Origin of the sequence: Shewanella aestuarii, from assembly GCF_011765625.1 — a bacterium.
In the GTDB taxonomy this organism is placed as follows: Bacteria; Pseudomonadota; Gammaproteobacteria; order Enterobacterales; family Shewanellaceae; genus Shewanella; species Shewanella aestuarii_A.
Map to the genome: position 1 here is coordinate 1635708 of NZ_CP050313.1, position 15347 is coordinate 1651054.

The 15347-nt window shown below is 38.3% G+C and carries 15 protein-coding genes and 1 pseudogene; 10 read left to right on the forward strand and 6 right to left on the reverse strand.

Annotated elements, in window-relative coordinates:
- The first annotated feature begins 95 nt into the window (after positions 1 to 95).
- Entirely contained in the window at positions 96 to 968 is an 873-nt protein-coding gene (locus HBH39_RS07440; protein ID WP_167676999.1) for an NAD(P)-dependent oxidoreductase, read from the forward strand.
- A gap of 93 nt (positions 969 to 1061) precedes the next feature.
- Here the strand turns inward: HBH39_RS07440 and cdd are convergent, their stop codons facing one another.
- Positions 1062 to 1952, reverse strand: coding sequence for a cytidine deaminase (gene cdd / locus HBH39_RS07445; RefSeq protein ID WP_167677001.1), 891 nt, complete (start codon positions 1950 to 1952; stop codon positions 1062 to 1064).
- Between the two features lie 48 nt (positions 1953 to 2000).
- Positions 2001 to 3416 (reverse strand): exodeoxyribonuclease I, encoded by a 1416-nt coding sequence (sbcB, locus tag HBH39_RS07450; protein WP_167677003.1) that lies wholly within the window; start codon positions 3414 to 3416, stop codon positions 2001 to 2003.
- Positions 3417 to 3595: 179 nt separating this feature from the next.
- On the opposite strand from sbcB, the gene HBH39_RS07455 reads away from it, so the two are divergent.
- The 3 genes from HBH39_RS07455 (at position 3596) to HBH39_RS07465 (ending at position 5744) form a co-directional block, all read left to right on the forward strand.
- Entirely contained in the window at positions 3596 to 4402 is an 807-nt protein-coding gene (locus tag HBH39_RS07455) for a hypothetical protein (RefSeq protein WP_167677005.1), read from the forward strand.
- A gap of 19 nt (positions 4403 to 4421) precedes the next feature.
- Entirely contained in the window at positions 4422 to 5288 is an 867-nt protein-coding gene (rlmA, locus tag HBH39_RS07460; RefSeq protein ID WP_167677007.1) for a 23S rRNA (guanine(745)-N(1))-methyltransferase, read from the forward strand.
- A 246-nt stretch (positions 5289 to 5534) separates the two neighbouring features.
- The gene (locus tag HBH39_RS07465; RefSeq protein WP_025009607.1) at positions 5535 to 5744 is read left to right on the forward strand and encodes a cold-shock protein; all 210 of its coding nucleotides are present in this window, start codon (positions 5535 to 5537) and stop codon (positions 5742 to 5744) included.
- 227 nt (positions 5745 to 5971) lie between these two features.
- On the opposite strand, the gene HBH39_RS07470 is transcribed toward HBH39_RS07465, so the two are convergent.
- The 4 genes and pseudogenes from HBH39_RS07470 to HBH39_RS07485 all read right to left on the reverse strand — a co-directional run bounded on the left by HBH39_RS07470 (position 5972) and on the right by HBH39_RS07485 (position 9366).
- The gene (locus HBH39_RS07470) at positions 5972 to 6874 is read right to left on the reverse strand and encodes an ABC transporter ATP-binding protein (protein ID WP_167677009.1); all 903 of its coding nucleotides are present in this window, start codon (positions 6872 to 6874) and stop codon (positions 5972 to 5974) included.
- The gene (locus HBH39_RS07475; RefSeq protein WP_167677011.1) at positions 6871 to 7698 is read right to left on the reverse strand and encodes an ABC transporter permease; all 828 of its coding nucleotides are present in this window, start codon (positions 7696 to 7698) and stop codon (positions 6871 to 6873) included. The genes HBH39_RS07470 and HBH39_RS07475 overlap by 4 nt, the downstream gene beginning before the upstream one ends.
- A gap of 60 nt (positions 7699 to 7758) precedes the next feature.
- A complete protein-coding gene (locus HBH39_RS07480; protein WP_167677013.1) occupies positions 7759 to 8412 on the reverse strand; it encodes a YceH family protein in 654 nt (217 codons plus the stop codon).
- Positions 8413 to 8536: 124 nt separating this feature from the next.
- A pseudogene (locus HBH39_RS07485) lies at positions 8537 to 9366 on the reverse strand (CvfB family protein).
- Positions 9367 to 9947: 581 nt separating this feature from the next.
- On the opposite strand from HBH39_RS07485, the gene speA reads away from it, so the two are divergent.
- The 6 genes from speA to HBH39_RS07515 all read left to right on the forward strand — a co-directional run bounded on the left by speA (position 9948) and on the right by HBH39_RS07515 (position 15328).
- Positions 9948 to 11861 (forward strand): biosynthetic arginine decarboxylase, encoded by a 1914-nt coding sequence (gene speA / locus HBH39_RS07490; RefSeq protein ID WP_167677016.1) that lies wholly within the window; start codon positions 9948 to 9950, stop codon positions 11859 to 11861.
- 110 nt (positions 11862 to 11971) lie between these two features.
- Positions 11972 to 12916, forward strand: a complete 945-nt coding sequence (locus tag HBH39_RS07495; protein ID WP_167677018.1) for an adenosylmethionine decarboxylase — start codon at positions 11972 to 11974, stop codon at positions 12914 to 12916.
- Between the two features lie 132 nt (positions 12917 to 13048).
- Entirely contained in the window at positions 13049 to 13690 is a 642-nt protein-coding gene (gene pdxH / locus HBH39_RS07500) for a pyridoxamine 5'-phosphate oxidase (protein WP_167677020.1), read from the forward strand.
- 12 nt (positions 13691 to 13702) lie between these two features.
- Positions 13703 to 14155 (forward strand): YaiI/YqxD family protein, encoded by a 453-nt coding sequence (locus HBH39_RS07505; RefSeq protein ID WP_167677022.1) that lies wholly within the window; start codon positions 13703 to 13705, stop codon positions 14153 to 14155.
- A 160-nt stretch (positions 14156 to 14315) separates the two neighbouring features.
- Positions 14316 to 14891: a YceI family protein gene (locus tag HBH39_RS07510; protein ID WP_167680005.1), complete on the forward strand. Its 576-nt coding sequence runs from the start codon at positions 14316 to 14318 to the stop codon at positions 14889 to 14891.
- Positions 14892 to 14977: 86 nt separating this feature from the next.
- Positions 14978 to 15328: a DUF3802 family protein gene (locus tag HBH39_RS07515; RefSeq protein ID WP_167677024.1), complete on the forward strand. Its 351-nt coding sequence runs from the start codon at positions 14978 to 14980 to the stop codon at positions 15326 to 15328.
- Positions 15329 to 15347 lie beyond the last annotated feature (19 nt).

Genomic DNA, 15347 nt, shown 5'->3' on the forward strand with positions numbered 1-15347 from the left:
AAAATGTAACACGGTTATCAAGTCTTTTACAGGTTATCAGTCTCACTTATTTATTACGATTGATATAACATTATAACAATAAATAAGAGGCTATTATGGCAAAGGTTGCGTTTCTTGGATTAGGTGTCATGGGGTTCCCGATGGCAGGTCACTTAGCCGCTGCTGGGCATGAGGTAACCGTTTATAATCGCACTAAAGCAAAAGCTGAATTATGGATTCAGCAGTATCAAGGTAAGATGGCTGCAACCCCCAAAGAAGCTGCTTTAGGTCAAGACTTGGTATTTACTTGTGTGGGTAACGATGATGATTTACGTCAGGTTGTTATGGGAGATGATGGTGCGATTCATGGGATGAGTCCAAATACTATCTTGGTCGATCATACAACGGCTTCTGCTGATGTTGCCCGCGAGTTATACGCCGCTCTAGCGATTAATCACATTGCCTTTCTCGATGCACCGATTTCAGGGGGGCAAGCTGGCGCTGTAAATGGTGTACTAACGGTGATGATGGGAGGCGATCAAGCGCCCTTTGAATCTGTTAAACCTATTATTGACGCTTACAGTCGCTGTGCAGAATTATTGGGTCCTGTTGGGTCTGGTCAATTAACCAAGATGGTTAATCAAATTTGTATTGCTGGGGTTGTACAAGGTTTAGCTGAAGGATTACATTTTGCTAAAAGTGCCGGTTTAGATGGCTTAAAGGTTATTGAAGTGATCAGTAAAGGCGCGGCACAAAGCTGGCAAATGGAAAACCGTTATCAAACCATGTGGCAAGGTGAATATAATTTTGGTTTTGCGATTGATTGGATGCGCAAAGATTTAGGTATCGCTTTGGATGAAGCTCGTCGAAATGGTTCAACATTACCTGTCGCTGCGCTAGTTGACCAGTTTTATGCAGATGTACAAGCAATGCAAGGCAATCGATGGGATACTTCAAGCTTATTGGCGCGTCTAGAAAAAAATCGGTGATGATTTTCTTTCGTTCAGTTTTACGTTTTATCTTCGTTTAATGCAAAAAGGACAGTCATGGCTGTCCTTTTCATTGAGGCTAACATACTGTTGTTAAATTGGTTCAACGACGATATGTTCAAGTTCAACAGCGGCAATAGTATGTAATGCATCCATTGCTGCACCAACAAGGCTTATTTGTCCTTTTGATGACTCAACAAGTACTGCACGTTTTATTTCACTGTACTCACGGTTGTGGCGGACAAGATTAGATAAAGCCATTTGCATAGGTTGCATTGAAGGATTAAAAGCAGCATTTTCAGCATAGCGACCACAAAAGGTTGCGCCATCATGGGTTTCTAACACAACGGCAGCGTGGCATTGAGTATAAGGCGCATAACTTAAGCCTGCTTGATCAAGCGCCTCTATAATCGTCGGGTCATTTGATTCAAGTACAAACTCTACTTCGTTTTTAGTCAGTAAAGGTCGAGTTACATTTAAATCTTTTGGACCAAAAGCATAAGGCAAATAATGCGATAAAGGTTGTGTTTGTTGGCCAGGCAGATGGATATTGATAGTACTACCATCTACTAACTCATTGATAAACTGACGGCAATGGCCACAAGGGCTAAAATTAACTATGATATCTACAATTTGTGTTTCACCGCTTAACCAAGCATGACTAATTGCGCTTTGTTCGGCATGCACGGTATGAAATAGCGCCTCACCGGGTAGCTCTAAGTTAGCGCCCATATATATATCGCCACTCGCTCCTTTAGCAATTGCGCCAACAAAAAATTGACTTAATGTTGGGCTAGCTAAAGCTGCCGCTATAGGTAATATTTTTAGTAACAATTCCTGTTCAGATAATTGACTTTGTTCAACTAAATTTGCAAGTTGATTGGCATCAATATACCCACAAAAATCATCACCCAATAATGGTACCAATGCACAAGCAAGAGGCTTTGGTAACTCACTCACACTGTCTATAAATCTGTTTTGCATTCCCTTATCCTTTTATGTAGCAAATAACTAGTCGCAATGGCATAAAGGCTATAGCGACTGAAGGTATTGATATAGGGCTTTTAATAGCTTTTGTTTGTGTTCATTGTCGCTGGTTTCTTCAACCAAGTTTTCGAGCTTAATCACATAATCGGGATCCATCAAGCGTTGTTGGCAAAATTCTCGCCACTTAATGCTTTCTTGATAATCAAGAGTTTGCGGATAATTACGTGCTCTATAACGGAAAAGCATTTCAGCTATTCGACTATCATCAAACTGTAAATCAAGCGCAGCAAGGTTTTGTGGTTGAGTATGACGAATGATATCAATTTTTTCTTTGTCCGCAGGACTGAAAAATCCACCGCTATATAGCATTAAATCGGGATCGGTTATGGCAGGTCTATCGGTTTCAATTTCAAACACTGCATTAAGTTTTTCACGTAATTCAGGAGTTTGCTTCAAACGTTTATATTGTTCACGAGCAAAATCTTTATCAAAGCTAATTCTATCAGCCACGGTATCATCTAATAATTTAGGTGAACCAATAAAAGGACACTTATTGATATGTATTTGTTTGACCGGAATAGGTAATTCATCAGTGCTTAAATCTGCGCGAGATGTATACATTCGAGTGTGAATTTCATCAGCGGATAAATCCATGAGTGGGCTGATATCCATAGCTAAGTTGACACAAATAACCGCATTTTTATTTGTTGGGTGGTAAGCCACTGGTGCAATTAAAGTGGTACAGCCATTTAGGGCACTAATTTTTGAGCTAACATGTACTAAAGGTTGCATTTTAAGCACATCGACTTGGTCGCTGACTGCCTGTTTACGACGTAATTTAAAATAATATTGGTAAAGTTTGGGTTGCTTGAGTTTAATCAGCTTGGCAATTGCGATAGTAGCATAGACATCACTCATTGCATCATGAGCTTTCTCATGGCTTAAGCCATTGGCTTCTGTCAAGTGTTCAAGCTTAAAGCTAGGTGAACCATCGGGCTTTTGTGGCCAGATGATGCCTTCGGGGCGAAAAGTATAACAGGCTCTAACTAAATCAATTATGTCCCAGCGTGAGTTTCCTTGTTGCCATTCTCGCGCATAAGGGTCGATAAAATTTCGATAAAAACCATAGCGGCTGACTTCATCATCAAATCGCAGGGAATTATAACCCACCACACAGGTATTAGGCTGACTAAACAGCTGATTAATACGCTGCATAAACTCAGCCTCTGGCATGCCTTTCATATTGGCTAGTTGTGGTGTTATTCCTGTAATTAAAATGGCTTCAGGGGAAGGCAGGTAATCAGGCGCAACTTTACAGTAAAAGGTTTCTGGCTCGCCAAGAATGTTCAAATCTAAATCTGTACGGATCCCTGCAAACTGAGATGGGCGATCTTTTGAAGGATTTGCCCCAAAAGTTTCATAATCGTGCCAGAATAAAGTAGGTTGAATTGAATTGGCCATATTTGAACATCTCGCTGAATGATTTCATTATCTTAGCATTTTTTTATCAAGGATTAAGTGCTTGTTGCGTTGCTAAACCATTAACTGCTATTTTTACATGCAGTCGGTATACTTAATGGATGCTTTAATGAGTATTGAGATGGCAGCCTATAGCGTTACACCAATTAAAGGAGCCACTAATGCATCAATTTATTTTTAGTCACCCTGAAGTAAAGCAAGTGACCCAACCTGTTTTGATGACGATTAAATTGTCTAACGATGTTGATGATTTGTTGGTACTTGCCTGTTTGACCAATCCACTTTTTGAAATCATTATCAGTCAGGTGGAAGGCGTTGATTGTGCTTTAATTATTCGTCAACAATCTTTTATCAATATTGAATATCATCCAACCCATCATATTGCCAAACAATATGATGTGACTCGTTTACTCGGTCAAGGTGTGCGTTTATATTCTCGCATGGCTGTCTCACCAAGGCTATGCATAGAAAAACTAAAGCAAGGTGTCCAAATACTTCTCCAAGCTGATGAAAGTGTTTATTTTAGTGTTTGTAAAGATGATAAGTTTGAACTCATTCCGCTGGAGCAAGATTTACGTTTATTATGTGAACCGCAAGTATTAGTGGTAGCGAAGAGTATTTTAGGTCTTAAACCAAAACATGATGAAACATCTGCGTCATTAGCTGTGCATATTAGTGAGCTTGAACAGGTTAGGCGGGATATTTGTGACTATATGCGGGGAGAGTCTGGCAAAATTCATCCCGGTATTTCAACCGAGCTATTAAAAATAGATCATTTACTGCAAAATAAGCGTCAGTGGCTATTACGCTCATATCATCAATCTATTGAACGTCCAAATTTATCAAAAGCGTCAAACGAAGTGTCATTAGATATTGAAAAATTACAACAGAAGTTAGATTGCTATTCACTACTTGCACCTATTGATGTTACTGAGTTAGTGAATCAGTTATCTGATGATTTCAATTAATTATTTTTAAGAGTGGTTCATGCCTTATATTTGTCCGATTTGTCAGCAAGATTTGTCTCTTCTTCAAACAAAAAATTGGGTTTGTTGTAATAATCATCAGTTTGATAAAGCCAAAGAGGGCTATGTAAATCTTCTTCCTGTTCAAAAAAAGAAGTCTAAAGATCCTGGTGATAATAAAGAGATGATGCTTGCTAGACGAGAGTTTCTAAATAAAGGTTATTACCAAGCGTTAAGTGACAAAGTTAATTCTTTAGCGTTAAAACATCAGCCTCAAGCTGCAATGGTTTTAGATATTGGTTGTGGCGAAGGCTATTACAGTCATCGGTTGGTGGATGCATTACAAGCCCACAATCAACGAAATATGATACATAACGCTTCAGAATATAGCACTAGGGCCTGTCAGCTTTATGGCTTAGATATTTCAAAAACGGCTATCAAGTATGCTGCTAAGCGCTATCCAGATATGAATTTTTGTGTGGCAAGTGTGTTTGAAATGCCGTTTGCTGATAATTTTTTCGATTTGGCAATTAGAATTTATGCGCCTTCAAAAGTGGAAGAGTTACAGCGAGTCATTAAGCCTGACGGTATTTTGATTACGGTATCACCGGGCCCTAAACATCATTTTGCGATTAAACAAAAAATATATGCAGAACCAAGATTACATTCTCAAGAGTCACTGATTTTGGAGGGTTTTGACTATATTGAGCATCATCAACTTGAGTATATGCTTGAATTGAAAAATGAAGCTGATATAAATCATTTATTAAATATGACACCTTATGCTTGGAAATTGTCAGATCTACAAAAGCAACAAATGGCACAAGCGGGATTTAGTTGCGAACTTGATTTTAAAATAGAGATTCATAGACGTCAAAAAACTGAGTAAATACACCAATAACATATTGATGAATTTAGATAAACATCCTCAGACAAATGTGAAATATTTATGACGCAAACCTTGATGCTAGTTGACTTATCCTGAAAATGGTTTATAGTCATTGGAGCTTGAAGGTTGGGCTTATATTTATGTGTTTCAATACGACCAGTTTCGTCCTGTGAACATAAGTAATACCGGCATTTTCCAGCGTTACCGCCGTTTAAGGCTTTATTTTATATTTACAGGATTTATATCATGTCTCAAGTTACTGGTGTTGTTAAGTGGTTCAACTCTGATAAAGGTTTCGGATTTATCGAGCAAGAGTCTGGTCCAGACGTTTTCGTTCACTTCCGTGCTATCAACTCAGACGGTTTCAAAACTTTAGACGAAGGTCAAAAAGTTTCTTTCACTGTGACTCAAGGTCAGAAAGGTCCACAAGCTGAAAACGTTTCTGTTATCGGCTAATATTTCGCTATAGCGAAATGGACATAAAGCTGTGGCATATATGCCGCAGCTTTTTTTTGCCTGTAATTTACTGAAATTTATCATTTATAAATGAAATGCTTCAGGTGGCTTTTATTATAAAGCTAATGCAGAGACTTGATCCCTTAGGTTCAAATGAGTATATGACGGTATAGTTCGTGCTTGAAAATAAAAAACGCAGCTTTTATCGCTGCGTTTTTTTCTATTGGCTAATAGGAGAATAAGGTATCCTCAAGTGTTCTACCTTTAAGCAACGTTTTGTATTGCCAATTATGTTGTGCTAGTAAGCTAAGTAGCTGCTGCTCAAGGGAAAAATTAGGTTGGCGAGGGTATTCTATAATAAATTGATCATCTCCACTTTGTTTCACCGCAATAACATAGGCTAAACCTAAAAGCGCTTGATGTACTGAGGATGGATCAGCTTTTTTCATCACGATAGTGAGAAATTCAGTATCTTGATTGCTTTGCATTGAAACAGATTGTTTTAATTCACCATTTTCAAGGTACAGTACTTGATCGCATAGCTTTTCAAGCTCGTCAAGATTGTGGGAACTGATCATAAAGGTTGTTTTATCAGATTGCTGTTTAACTATTTGACGAATTTTTTTAGCATTTGCTGGGTCGAGTCCTGCTGTTGGCTCATCTAAAAGTACTAACTGTGGTGAACCAATGAGTGCTTGTGCAATAGCTACACGTTTGCCCATACCATGGCTTAAACTCTTGGGTTTTGATTTTGCAACATTGACCAAATCTACTAATTCTAAAACCCGCATTGCCTCAACTTTTGCTGCTTTTCCTTTTATTCCTTGTAGTTGGGCAAATAAAATCAGTTGACTGATAATAGTACAGTCAGGATCGAGCTGAGCATCTTGAGGTAGGGCACTCAGTTTACCTTGCAATTTAGTGCTACCAATCGGCAAATCAAGAATTTGTATCGTGCCAGAGCTTGGTTTGATATAGCCACATAGCATACTAAATAAGGTCGTTTTGCCTGCGCCATTAGGACCTACTAAGGCAATGGGGGCACCTGCATTTAATTCAATATTGATATTATTTAACACGGATTTACCGTTATAACTCTTACTGAGTTGTTGGCATTTTATGATGCTCATAGTGCGCTCCTTTGCATAACCAGCATGCCGGTAAACAAAATAATTAACGTTTGAATTATTGGAATTGGCGCAAAAGCTAATGAGGTAAAACCTTGGGTGTTGACCATGCTTGATAATTGCGAACCTGGCAATAAGTAACTAATCAATTCAAAACTAGGGAATTGGGTGCTAATTAAAGTGATCAGCAACGAAATAACAATCCATAAAATAATGGCGAAAATACTGGCTTGTCTAGCACTGTTAGCAATTAATGAAATCAGTGCCATGGTAGCGGTATATGGCAAAACAACGATCAGCAAGTTAATAAAGACTATGCTCGCTGTGTAGATTGCTGGTAACAATAGATCTGCTTCACGGCTAATTGCTAACATGATTGTTGCAATTAATGTAATCACGATGAGAATCGCTTGAATAAACACTTGACCAATAAAACGGCCAAAAAACAGACTGCTACGGCTGACTCTTAAGCTTATAAACCTTAATGTGCCTCGATTTCTGTCAGAGCTAAATTGATCTGCTGAAATGAAAATACTAAATAAGGGAAATAAATAAAGGGCTGCAACCCAAAACATAGCAAATTCAGCAACCTGCCAGTTGAATAATTCGTTGAGTGTATTGGGGCCAAACAAAGAAGCTATAAATTCTTTAAAGCTAGGTTGCATAATAATGTTAGAGGCTTCTTTAATAGGGAAAACCAATAAAATGCTCCACACTAAAATAAATGCAATTAATGCAATTATGCCGCTTCGACTTTTGAATCGTTTACTTAGCTCAAATTGAGCAAGTTGCCATATATGGCTTGCTGCGCTCGGAGGGTTTGTCATGTTTGTCCTTAAATGTGTTTTATATTTATTAAGGTAAAATATGCTTGGAACTCAGCTGAATTAGTCCAGAAGAACTTCCAGAGCCGTAATTTTTTGTTCCAGAACACTAATACGTTGCTCTAAATGTGCAATTCGATCATTTTGAGCAATTGATTGCTGGGATTGAGCTGATACTTCCATGCTTGATGGGCTATTCAACTGATGACTATCGACTGTTTCACTAAATAGCTGAATGTATCGGCAATCTCTTTTTCCTGATTCCCTGGCAAGTTGCGCAATAAATGGTGCATCTTGTTTTGCTAATTGAATTAACAAAGATTCCACTTGTGAAACATCATTGAATTCATGCAATCGGTTGCTGCGGGTTTTGAGTTCGCCAGGTGTTTGAGCACCACGTAATAGTAGTACGCAGATTAATGCATACTCAGCCGAACTGAGTTTTAATTCACTAAATTCGGTATTACAAAAACGGTGTTTATATTTAATTACTCGACTACCGAAACCGGATTGTTCGCTAATAAGTCGCTTTTTCGATAGCCCGTCAATAATGATTTGCACATCAGATTCTGAAAGTGACATAACAGGATCTCGGCTACTTTTTTGGTTACATGCTAATGTCAGTGAGTTGAGTGAAAGAGGATATTGATCCGGTGTCGTAACTTCTTTTTCCATCAAACAGCCGATGACTCTTGCTTCTAATGCAGTTAGTTCCATTGATGGGTCCTTATATAAAAAAACAGCATAGTTCTGTTATATCAGAGCTATGCTGTTTTTTAAAACGATATCCATTAAATCAATGTAATCGATTATGTCGTAACCAATTTGCGCAGATTTATTGCTAGCTTAAACGAATACCATCATTTTCAATGGTAATTTGGCCAGCTTTAAATAAACCACCGATTGATTTTTTAAAGGCTTTTTTACTCATACCAAGTTGGGCATATATCACATCAGCATCGGTTTTATCGTGTAATGGTAAAAAGCCGCCTGATTTGTTGAGCTTACTAATAATGAGTGAGGCATGTTTATCTAACTCTTGTTTAGAGCCCTTTTGCAACACTAGGTCTATTTTGCCATCGCTTCTAACGGTTTTCACAAAACCTTTCAGTTTTTGGCCGAAGCGTAATTTTTGGAATACTTCATTCTCGTAAATAACCCCCAGTGTTGATTATTCACAATAGCTTTGTAGCCCAGATCTGTTGTGCCTCCGATGATTAAATCTACGGGTTGGCCGACAACATAATTTGCTGGTGTTTTATCTAAAAACTTATCGATTTTAGAGGAGGCTACGATACGTTCATCTGCTCGGTTTGCATGGACATAGACTAAATATGAACGACCTTCTTCAGCAGGTTTGTGTTGCTCACCAAAAGGCAGAAATAAGTCTTTATCTAAACCCCAATCTAAAAATGCGCCGTATTGGCTGATGGCTGCAACTTTTAAATAGGCAAATTCACCAACTTGAGCTAAAGGGGTTTGTGTCGTGGCGATGACGCAGTCTTCAGAGTCGAGATATAAAAAGACGTTTAGTTTGTCACCAACTTGGCAATCGTTAGGTACAAATTTATTCGGTAATAAGACTTGTCCAAGTTCTTGGGCGTTTAAATACACGCCAAAACTAACTTCTTTGACAACGTCGAGTGAATAGCTTTTACCGATTTGAATCATGTTTTTCTCTACTTTGTAACGCTAAAAAGGGATTGAATACCTAATGTATTCACGGTTCGTTAGTATACACAAATTTTTTCTAACTGACTTGTTTTGATTTGGAGTTATAGAAAATTAGCGATGGCTAAAGTTGGCTCATAATTTTTAATCTTTAAGAGGCTATTTAACTTGCAATACAGTGAAATGCGGGGTTTAATTGCGCCGATTTTAGTAAGTCGACTTTTAAGAGGTAACACATTGACGTACAAGTCTTTATAACCTCAAAATTCAGACTAAGTATTTATGCAATATTGAATTATAAATATTCAATACTTGGGTAATCAAACTTAGACAATAATTTGCCTAATCATTTGTTTTTATTATATAAAATGCGCAAATGATGAGGGCGAATAAGTACGTATAGGTGCTGTTAACTAATCAATTTCTTAGTAAAGGCAGTTTGATGCTTTTCAGGTGATTTTTTGCATAACCTAGTATACATCTCATAATGTGATAACGTTATGTAGAATTTATTAACAAGTTTATCGTGTTTGGCGAGCCATTGAGCTCGTTGCTGCGGTAAAACAATACGGAAAATTATTATGTCTGATTGGTCTATTGAAGATGCTCGCGCAGGTTATAACGTTACGCATTGGAGCCAAGGATTTTATGGGATACGTGAAGATGGTGAAGTTACCGTTTCGCCTAATCCATATCAACCAAGCCATAAAATAGCGTTAAATGCACTTGCCAAAGATATGGTAAGCGCAGGTGTGTCTTTACCTGTATTGGTGCGTTTTCCACAAATTTTACACCATCGTGTAGAAAGTTTGTGTGAAGCGTTCAATGAAGCAATTCAAAAGTATGACTATCAAAATGATTACTTGTTGGTTTATCCCATCAAAGTTAATCAACAACAAACGGTTGTTGAGGAAATTTTAGCGAGCCAAACGTCAAAAGAAGTACCACAGCTTGGTTTAGAAGCGGGTAGTAAACCTGAGCTAATGGCTGTGTTAGCTATGGCGCAAAAGGCAAGCTCTGTTATTGTTTGTAATGGCTATAAAGATAACGAATACATTCGTTTGGCACTGATTGGCGAGAAGTTAGGTCATAAAGTTTACATCGTTTTAGAAAAGATGTCTGAGCTTAAAATGATTTTAACGGAAGCAAAAAAACTGGGTGTGACGCCTCGCTTAGGTTTACGCGTTCGTTTAGCCTTCCAAGGTAAAGGAAAGTGGCAAGCCAGTGGTGGTGAGAAATCTAAATTTGGGTTATCTGCCGCGCAAGTTTTAAAAACGGTTGAGCAGTTAAAAAGCGCTGACATGCTTGAGTCGTTGCAGTTATTGCATTTCCATTTAGGCTCACAGATCGCTAACATTCGTGATATCCGCCAAGGTGTGGGTGAGGCGGGGCGTTTTTATTGTGAGCTTCGCCAACTGGGTGCAAAAATTGAATGTTTTGACGTAGGTGGCGGTTTAGCCGTTGACTATGACGGTACTCGAAGCCAAAGCAATAACTCAATGAACTACGGTTTGAATGAGTATGCCAATAACATCGTTAATGTGTTGACAGACTTATGTAATGAATATGAGCAGCCTATGCCGCGCATTATTTCTGAATCAGGCCGACACTTAACCGCGCATCATGCAGTGTTGATCACCGATGTAATTGGTACTGAAGCTTACATGCCAGAAGTGCTCACAGCCCCTGAAGATGATGCTCCACAACTACTTCACAATATGTGGAATTCGTGGGTAGAAATCAGTGGTGGTCAAGATCAACGTGCGATTATCGAAATTTACCATGACACCCAAAGTGACATCGCAGAAGCGCATTCGTTATTTGCTGTTGGCCAATTAAGCTTGCAACATCGTGCTTGGGCTGAACAAACTCATTTACGTGTGTGTCATGAAGTAAAAGGCTTATTAAGTAATAATAACCGTTATCACCGCCCGATTATTGATGAATTAAATGAAAAATTAGCCGACAAGTTTTTTGTTAATTTCTCACTATTTCAATCTTTGCCTGATGCATGGGGGATTGATCAAGTGTTCCCGGTATTGCCGCTATCGGGCTTAGACAAAGCCCCTGAGCGTCGTGCTGTCATGCTTGATATTACCTGTGACTCAGACGGTATCGTTGACCAATATGTTGATGGCCAAGGTATTGAAACTACGCTACCAGTTCCAGCGTGGAGTGCCGAAAGCCCATATTTAATTGGTTTTTTTATGGTGGGTGCTTATCAAGAGATTTTAGGTGACATGCATAATCTATTCGGTGATACGAATTCTGCGGTTGTGCGTCTAGATGAAGAAGGCCTAACAAATATAGAATCTGTATTACAAGGTGATACGGTTGCTGATGTACTTCGTTATGTTAACCTAGATGCTGATGTGTTTATGCGAACATATGAAGAATTAGTTAATCAGCACATCGTTGAAGAAGAGCGTGCAAGTATTCTTGAAGAGTTACAGATTGGTCTTGACGGTTATACCTATTTAGAAGACTTTTCATAAACTAGCGACTTCAATTGAGCAGCTTCAGCTTCAATGATATCAATACTAAGGCTTAGTTATAGCATAACTAAGCCTTAATTGTTTTCCTTAGATGAGTAGACCACAAATAGATGTTTTTTGAAGGTGCAGAAAAAAAACTAGAGCTAGTGATTGCACAAGACTGTGGGTCATTAAGGCTATTGCCTTTATTATTTTGGCAGGAAGTTCTTATGCTTGCCAAAGCAGAAGTTCTGTCAAGTATTAGCAATGATGACTGTGATGCTTATTTGTTGAGTGAGTCTAGTTTGTTTGTGTGGAATCATCGTATTGTATTGATAACTTGTGGTTTATCCACGTTGGTTGATGCTGCAAATGAATTAATCAGTCGCTTGGGTGAGCACAATGTTGCATACCTCTGTTATCAGCGAAAAAATGAGTTTGCTGCTCATCTACAATCTAGCTCATTTATTGATGACATCTCCATACTTAGACAACGAGTTAAGGGGACAGCTTGTCGAATTGGCCATTTAGATAGTCATCATCATTACTTATTCACTACCGATTTGCACACAGGGCTAGAAGCAAACTTGAGTGCTATTGGTGATACCTGTTGTGAACTATTGATGTATCACATTAGTGGGCCGGTTGCTGATTATCTTCGTGCCGATAACCAAACATTAGTAGACATTAAAAAGTATCTTCAACTAGATGAATTATTTACTGATTTTATTACTGATGCGCATTTGTTTTCACCGTTTGGTTTTTCAATAAATGGCATTAAAGGTAAACAGTATTTTACCATTCACATTACTCCGCAAGAGCAAAGCTCTTACGTAAGTGTTGAGACTAACATAGAACTTTCAACATACACGATTGATATCATCAGTTATTTGGTTTCCATCTTGCAGCCAAGAAGTTGGGATATTATCGGTTTTAATGTTCAGCCTAACGTACCAGCAGCACCGCAAAATTTATGCTTAGGATATTGTTCTTATCCTATTGATAAAGATTATAATGTACACTTCAGCCACTATCAGCAATTGTGTCCAGAAGCACTTAATCCTGAATTGCTGTAAAGGCATATTTATTGATTAACCAATGGGATTAATTGACAAGTCATTTATTGTTGAACGTGAGATCAGCAGCTAAGTGTTGGTTTCTTACCTCGAATTAATTAAGCGTTTTGAACAACATAATTAGGATAATTCATGAGTGATTTAAGTGATATTCGTCGGGAGTATACCCAAGGTGGTTTAAGGCGAGCCGACTTACCAAATAACCCAATGGATTTATTTGAAACCTGGTTAACTCAAGCTAAAGATGCCCATTTATCTGATCCGACTGCAATGTGTGTCGCAACCGTTGATGCACAAGGTCAACCTTATCAACGTATCGTGTTACTAAAGCGTTTTGATAATAATGGCTTTGTTTTTTTTACCAATTTAGAAAGCCGAAAATCTACACAATTGGCAACCAATAATAAAATCAGTTTGCTATTTCCTTGGCACAATTTAGACCGTCAAGTGGCTGTAACAGGACATGCAGAACCTTTATCTATGATTGAAGTTGCAAAGTATTTTATGAGCCGACCTAAAGATAGCCAAATAGCTGCTTGGGTGTCTAAACAATCCAGTAAAATATCTGCTCGCCAAGCTTTAGAAGGTAAATTTGCCGAGATGAAAGCTAAGTTTGCTCAAGGGGATGTGCCGTTACCCAAATTTTGGGGAGGGTATCTTGTTCGCCCAGACAGTATTGAATTTTGGCAAGGCGGAGAGCATAGATTACATGATCGCTTTCTTTACCAAAAAGATACCGATTCAAACTGGCAAATAGATCGTTTAGCACCATAAAAGGGAGGCGCTATGCCTGCTACTATTTGGGTTGATGCAGATGCATGTCCAAACCCTGTCAAAGAGATGTTGTTTCGCGCGTCAGAGAGAAAATCTGTTCCACTAGTGTTGGTTGCTAATCAAATGATTAAAGTACCATTATCACCCTTAATTAAAATGATCCGAGTTAGTTCAGGCTTTGATGAAGCCGACAATTATATTGTTGAGCAATTAATGGCAGGTGATTTAGTCATTACTGCAGATATTCCCTTAGCATCAGATGCGATTGATAAAGGGGCGCTAGCGATTAATCCTCGTGGTAAGGTTTATACTCCAGAGAACATTAAGCAGACCTTGACCATGCGGGACTTTATGGAAGAAATGCGAAGCAGCGGCGTGCATTTGCAAGGTCCAAATAGCTTTTCACAAGCTGATAAACATGCATTTGCGCAATCGTTAGATAAATGGCTAGTTAAGCAGAGTTAACTTTATTTGATAGATATCACCGCGAATGGATTTTCGGGGCTGTAATCACTTCATCATGTCAGTGTTAAAGATGAAAATATGATCATAATGTTAAATAGATAGCATTCCTGAACTATACTAAATTAGCGTTTTCACTTTTATATTCAAAAGGACTTTAATGATGAAAAAATGGCTTTCGGTATTGGCACTCGCCATATTGTCAAATGCAGTAATGGCAAGTGATTGGCAAGTAAATAACGACCAATCGATAATTAGTTTTATCTCGGTAAAAAAGGAAAATATTGCAGAAATTCATCGTTTTAATAATGTAGACGGTAAGTTAACCGAAAGCGGCACATTTTCACTAATTATTGATTTAAGCAGTGTTAACAGTGGCATTGAAATTCGTGATGAACGCATGCAAAGTTTATTATTTGAGGTTGCTCAGTTTCCTAAGCTAACACTTAAAGCTGCGGTTAACCCCAAATTACTAGAAAGTCTAGTCATTGGTGAAATGTTAACAACGCAAGTTGATGGTGAAATTGAACTACATGGTCAAAAAGTAACTAAAACCTTTGATGTGGTTGTTGCTCAATTGTCGGCGGACAAAATGCTAGTGACTAGCTTGAAACCTGTCATCGTGCAAGCTCAGGAATTTGGTTTAGTGGCAGGTGTCGAAAAGTTACGTGATATCGCTGGATTAAGCAGTATCAGCTTGGCTGTACCGGTTTCGTTTGTGGTAACATTGACTAAGTAATTTTTGATACTTTTAATATATCAAGTATTCAAAATGTTAGCGGTGATATTTTATTGCCGCTCTATGTGTAAGATAGTGGAGTTGAAATGGTCACAGATAAAGACGGTTATATACATTTGATTCAGTATTTAACTGAACATTTGGGTTTATTTGAGACATCAGACAATCATTCACTCGCTTCAGAAACCGTGATGGAATTGTTTGAGGAGCAACTGTCTGCTCAAATTATTATGGTTTGCGGGCAAAACCCGCAGTTGTCATTTGCGCAACGAAACATGGTTATTCGTGAAATTGATGCCATTGTTTATGATTTAGAAGAAATTTTAGCCGGTGTTGCTAACCATAATGCTACGCCAGAACAAAGCATTTTTATCACTGAGTTTTCTGGTTTAATCAAAAACTTGTTTGATCAAGAAATCGATAATTTGCTGCGTTAATTTATCCATACTCTCATTA

Bases quoted from the DNA above. Each gene is read 5' to 3' on its own strand.
- HBH39_RS07440 (WP_167676999.1), top strand. From the start codon at position 96: ATGGCAAAGGTTGCGTTTCTTGGATTAGGTGTCATGGGGTTCCCGATG.
- cdd (WP_167677001.1), bottom strand. From the start codon at position 1,952: ATGCAAAACAGATTTATAGACAGTGTGAGTGAGTTACCAAAGCCTCTT.
- sbcB (WP_167677003.1), bottom strand. From the start codon at position 3,416: ATGGCCAATTCAATTCAACCTACTTTATTCTGGCACGATTATGAAACT.
- HBH39_RS07455 (WP_167677005.1), top strand. From the start codon at position 3,596: ATGCATCAATTTATTTTTAGTCACCCTGAAGTAAAGCAAGTGACCCAA.
- rlmA (WP_167677007.1), top strand. From the start codon at position 4,422: ATGCCTTATATTTGTCCGATTTGTCAGCAAGATTTGTCTCTTCTTCAA.
- HBH39_RS07465 (WP_025009607.1), top strand. From the start codon at position 5,535: ATGTCTCAAGTTACTGGTGTTGTTAAGTGGTTCAACTCTGATAAAGGT.
- HBH39_RS07470 (WP_167677009.1), bottom strand. From the start codon at position 6,874: ATGAGCATCATAAAATGCCAACAACTCAGTAAGAGTTATAACGGTAAA.
- HBH39_RS07475 (WP_167677011.1), bottom strand. From the start codon at position 7,698: ATGACAAACCCTCCGAGCGCAGCAAGCCATATATGGCAACTTGCTCAA.
- HBH39_RS07480 (WP_167677013.1), bottom strand. From the start codon at position 8,412: ATGGAACTAACTGCATTAGAAGCAAGAGTCATCGGCTGTTTGATGGAA.
- speA (WP_167677016.1), top strand. From the start codon at position 9,948: ATGTCTGATTGGTCTATTGAAGATGCTCGCGCAGGTTATAACGTTACG.
- HBH39_RS07495 (WP_167677018.1), top strand. From the start codon at position 11,972: ATGTTTTTTGAAGGTGCAGAAAAAAAACTAGAGCTAGTGATTGCACAA.
- pdxH (WP_167677020.1), top strand. From the start codon at position 13,049: ATGAGTGATTTAAGTGATATTCGTCGGGAGTATACCCAAGGTGGTTTA.
- HBH39_RS07505 (WP_167677022.1), top strand. From the start codon at position 13,703: ATGCCTGCTACTATTTGGGTTGATGCAGATGCATGTCCAAACCCTGTC.
- HBH39_RS07510 (WP_167680005.1), top strand. From the start codon at position 14,316: ATGAAAAAATGGCTTTCGGTATTGGCACTCGCCATATTGTCAAATGCA.
- HBH39_RS07515 (WP_167677024.1), top strand. From the start codon at position 14,978: ATGGTCACAGATAAAGACGGTTATATACATTTGATTCAGTATTTAACT.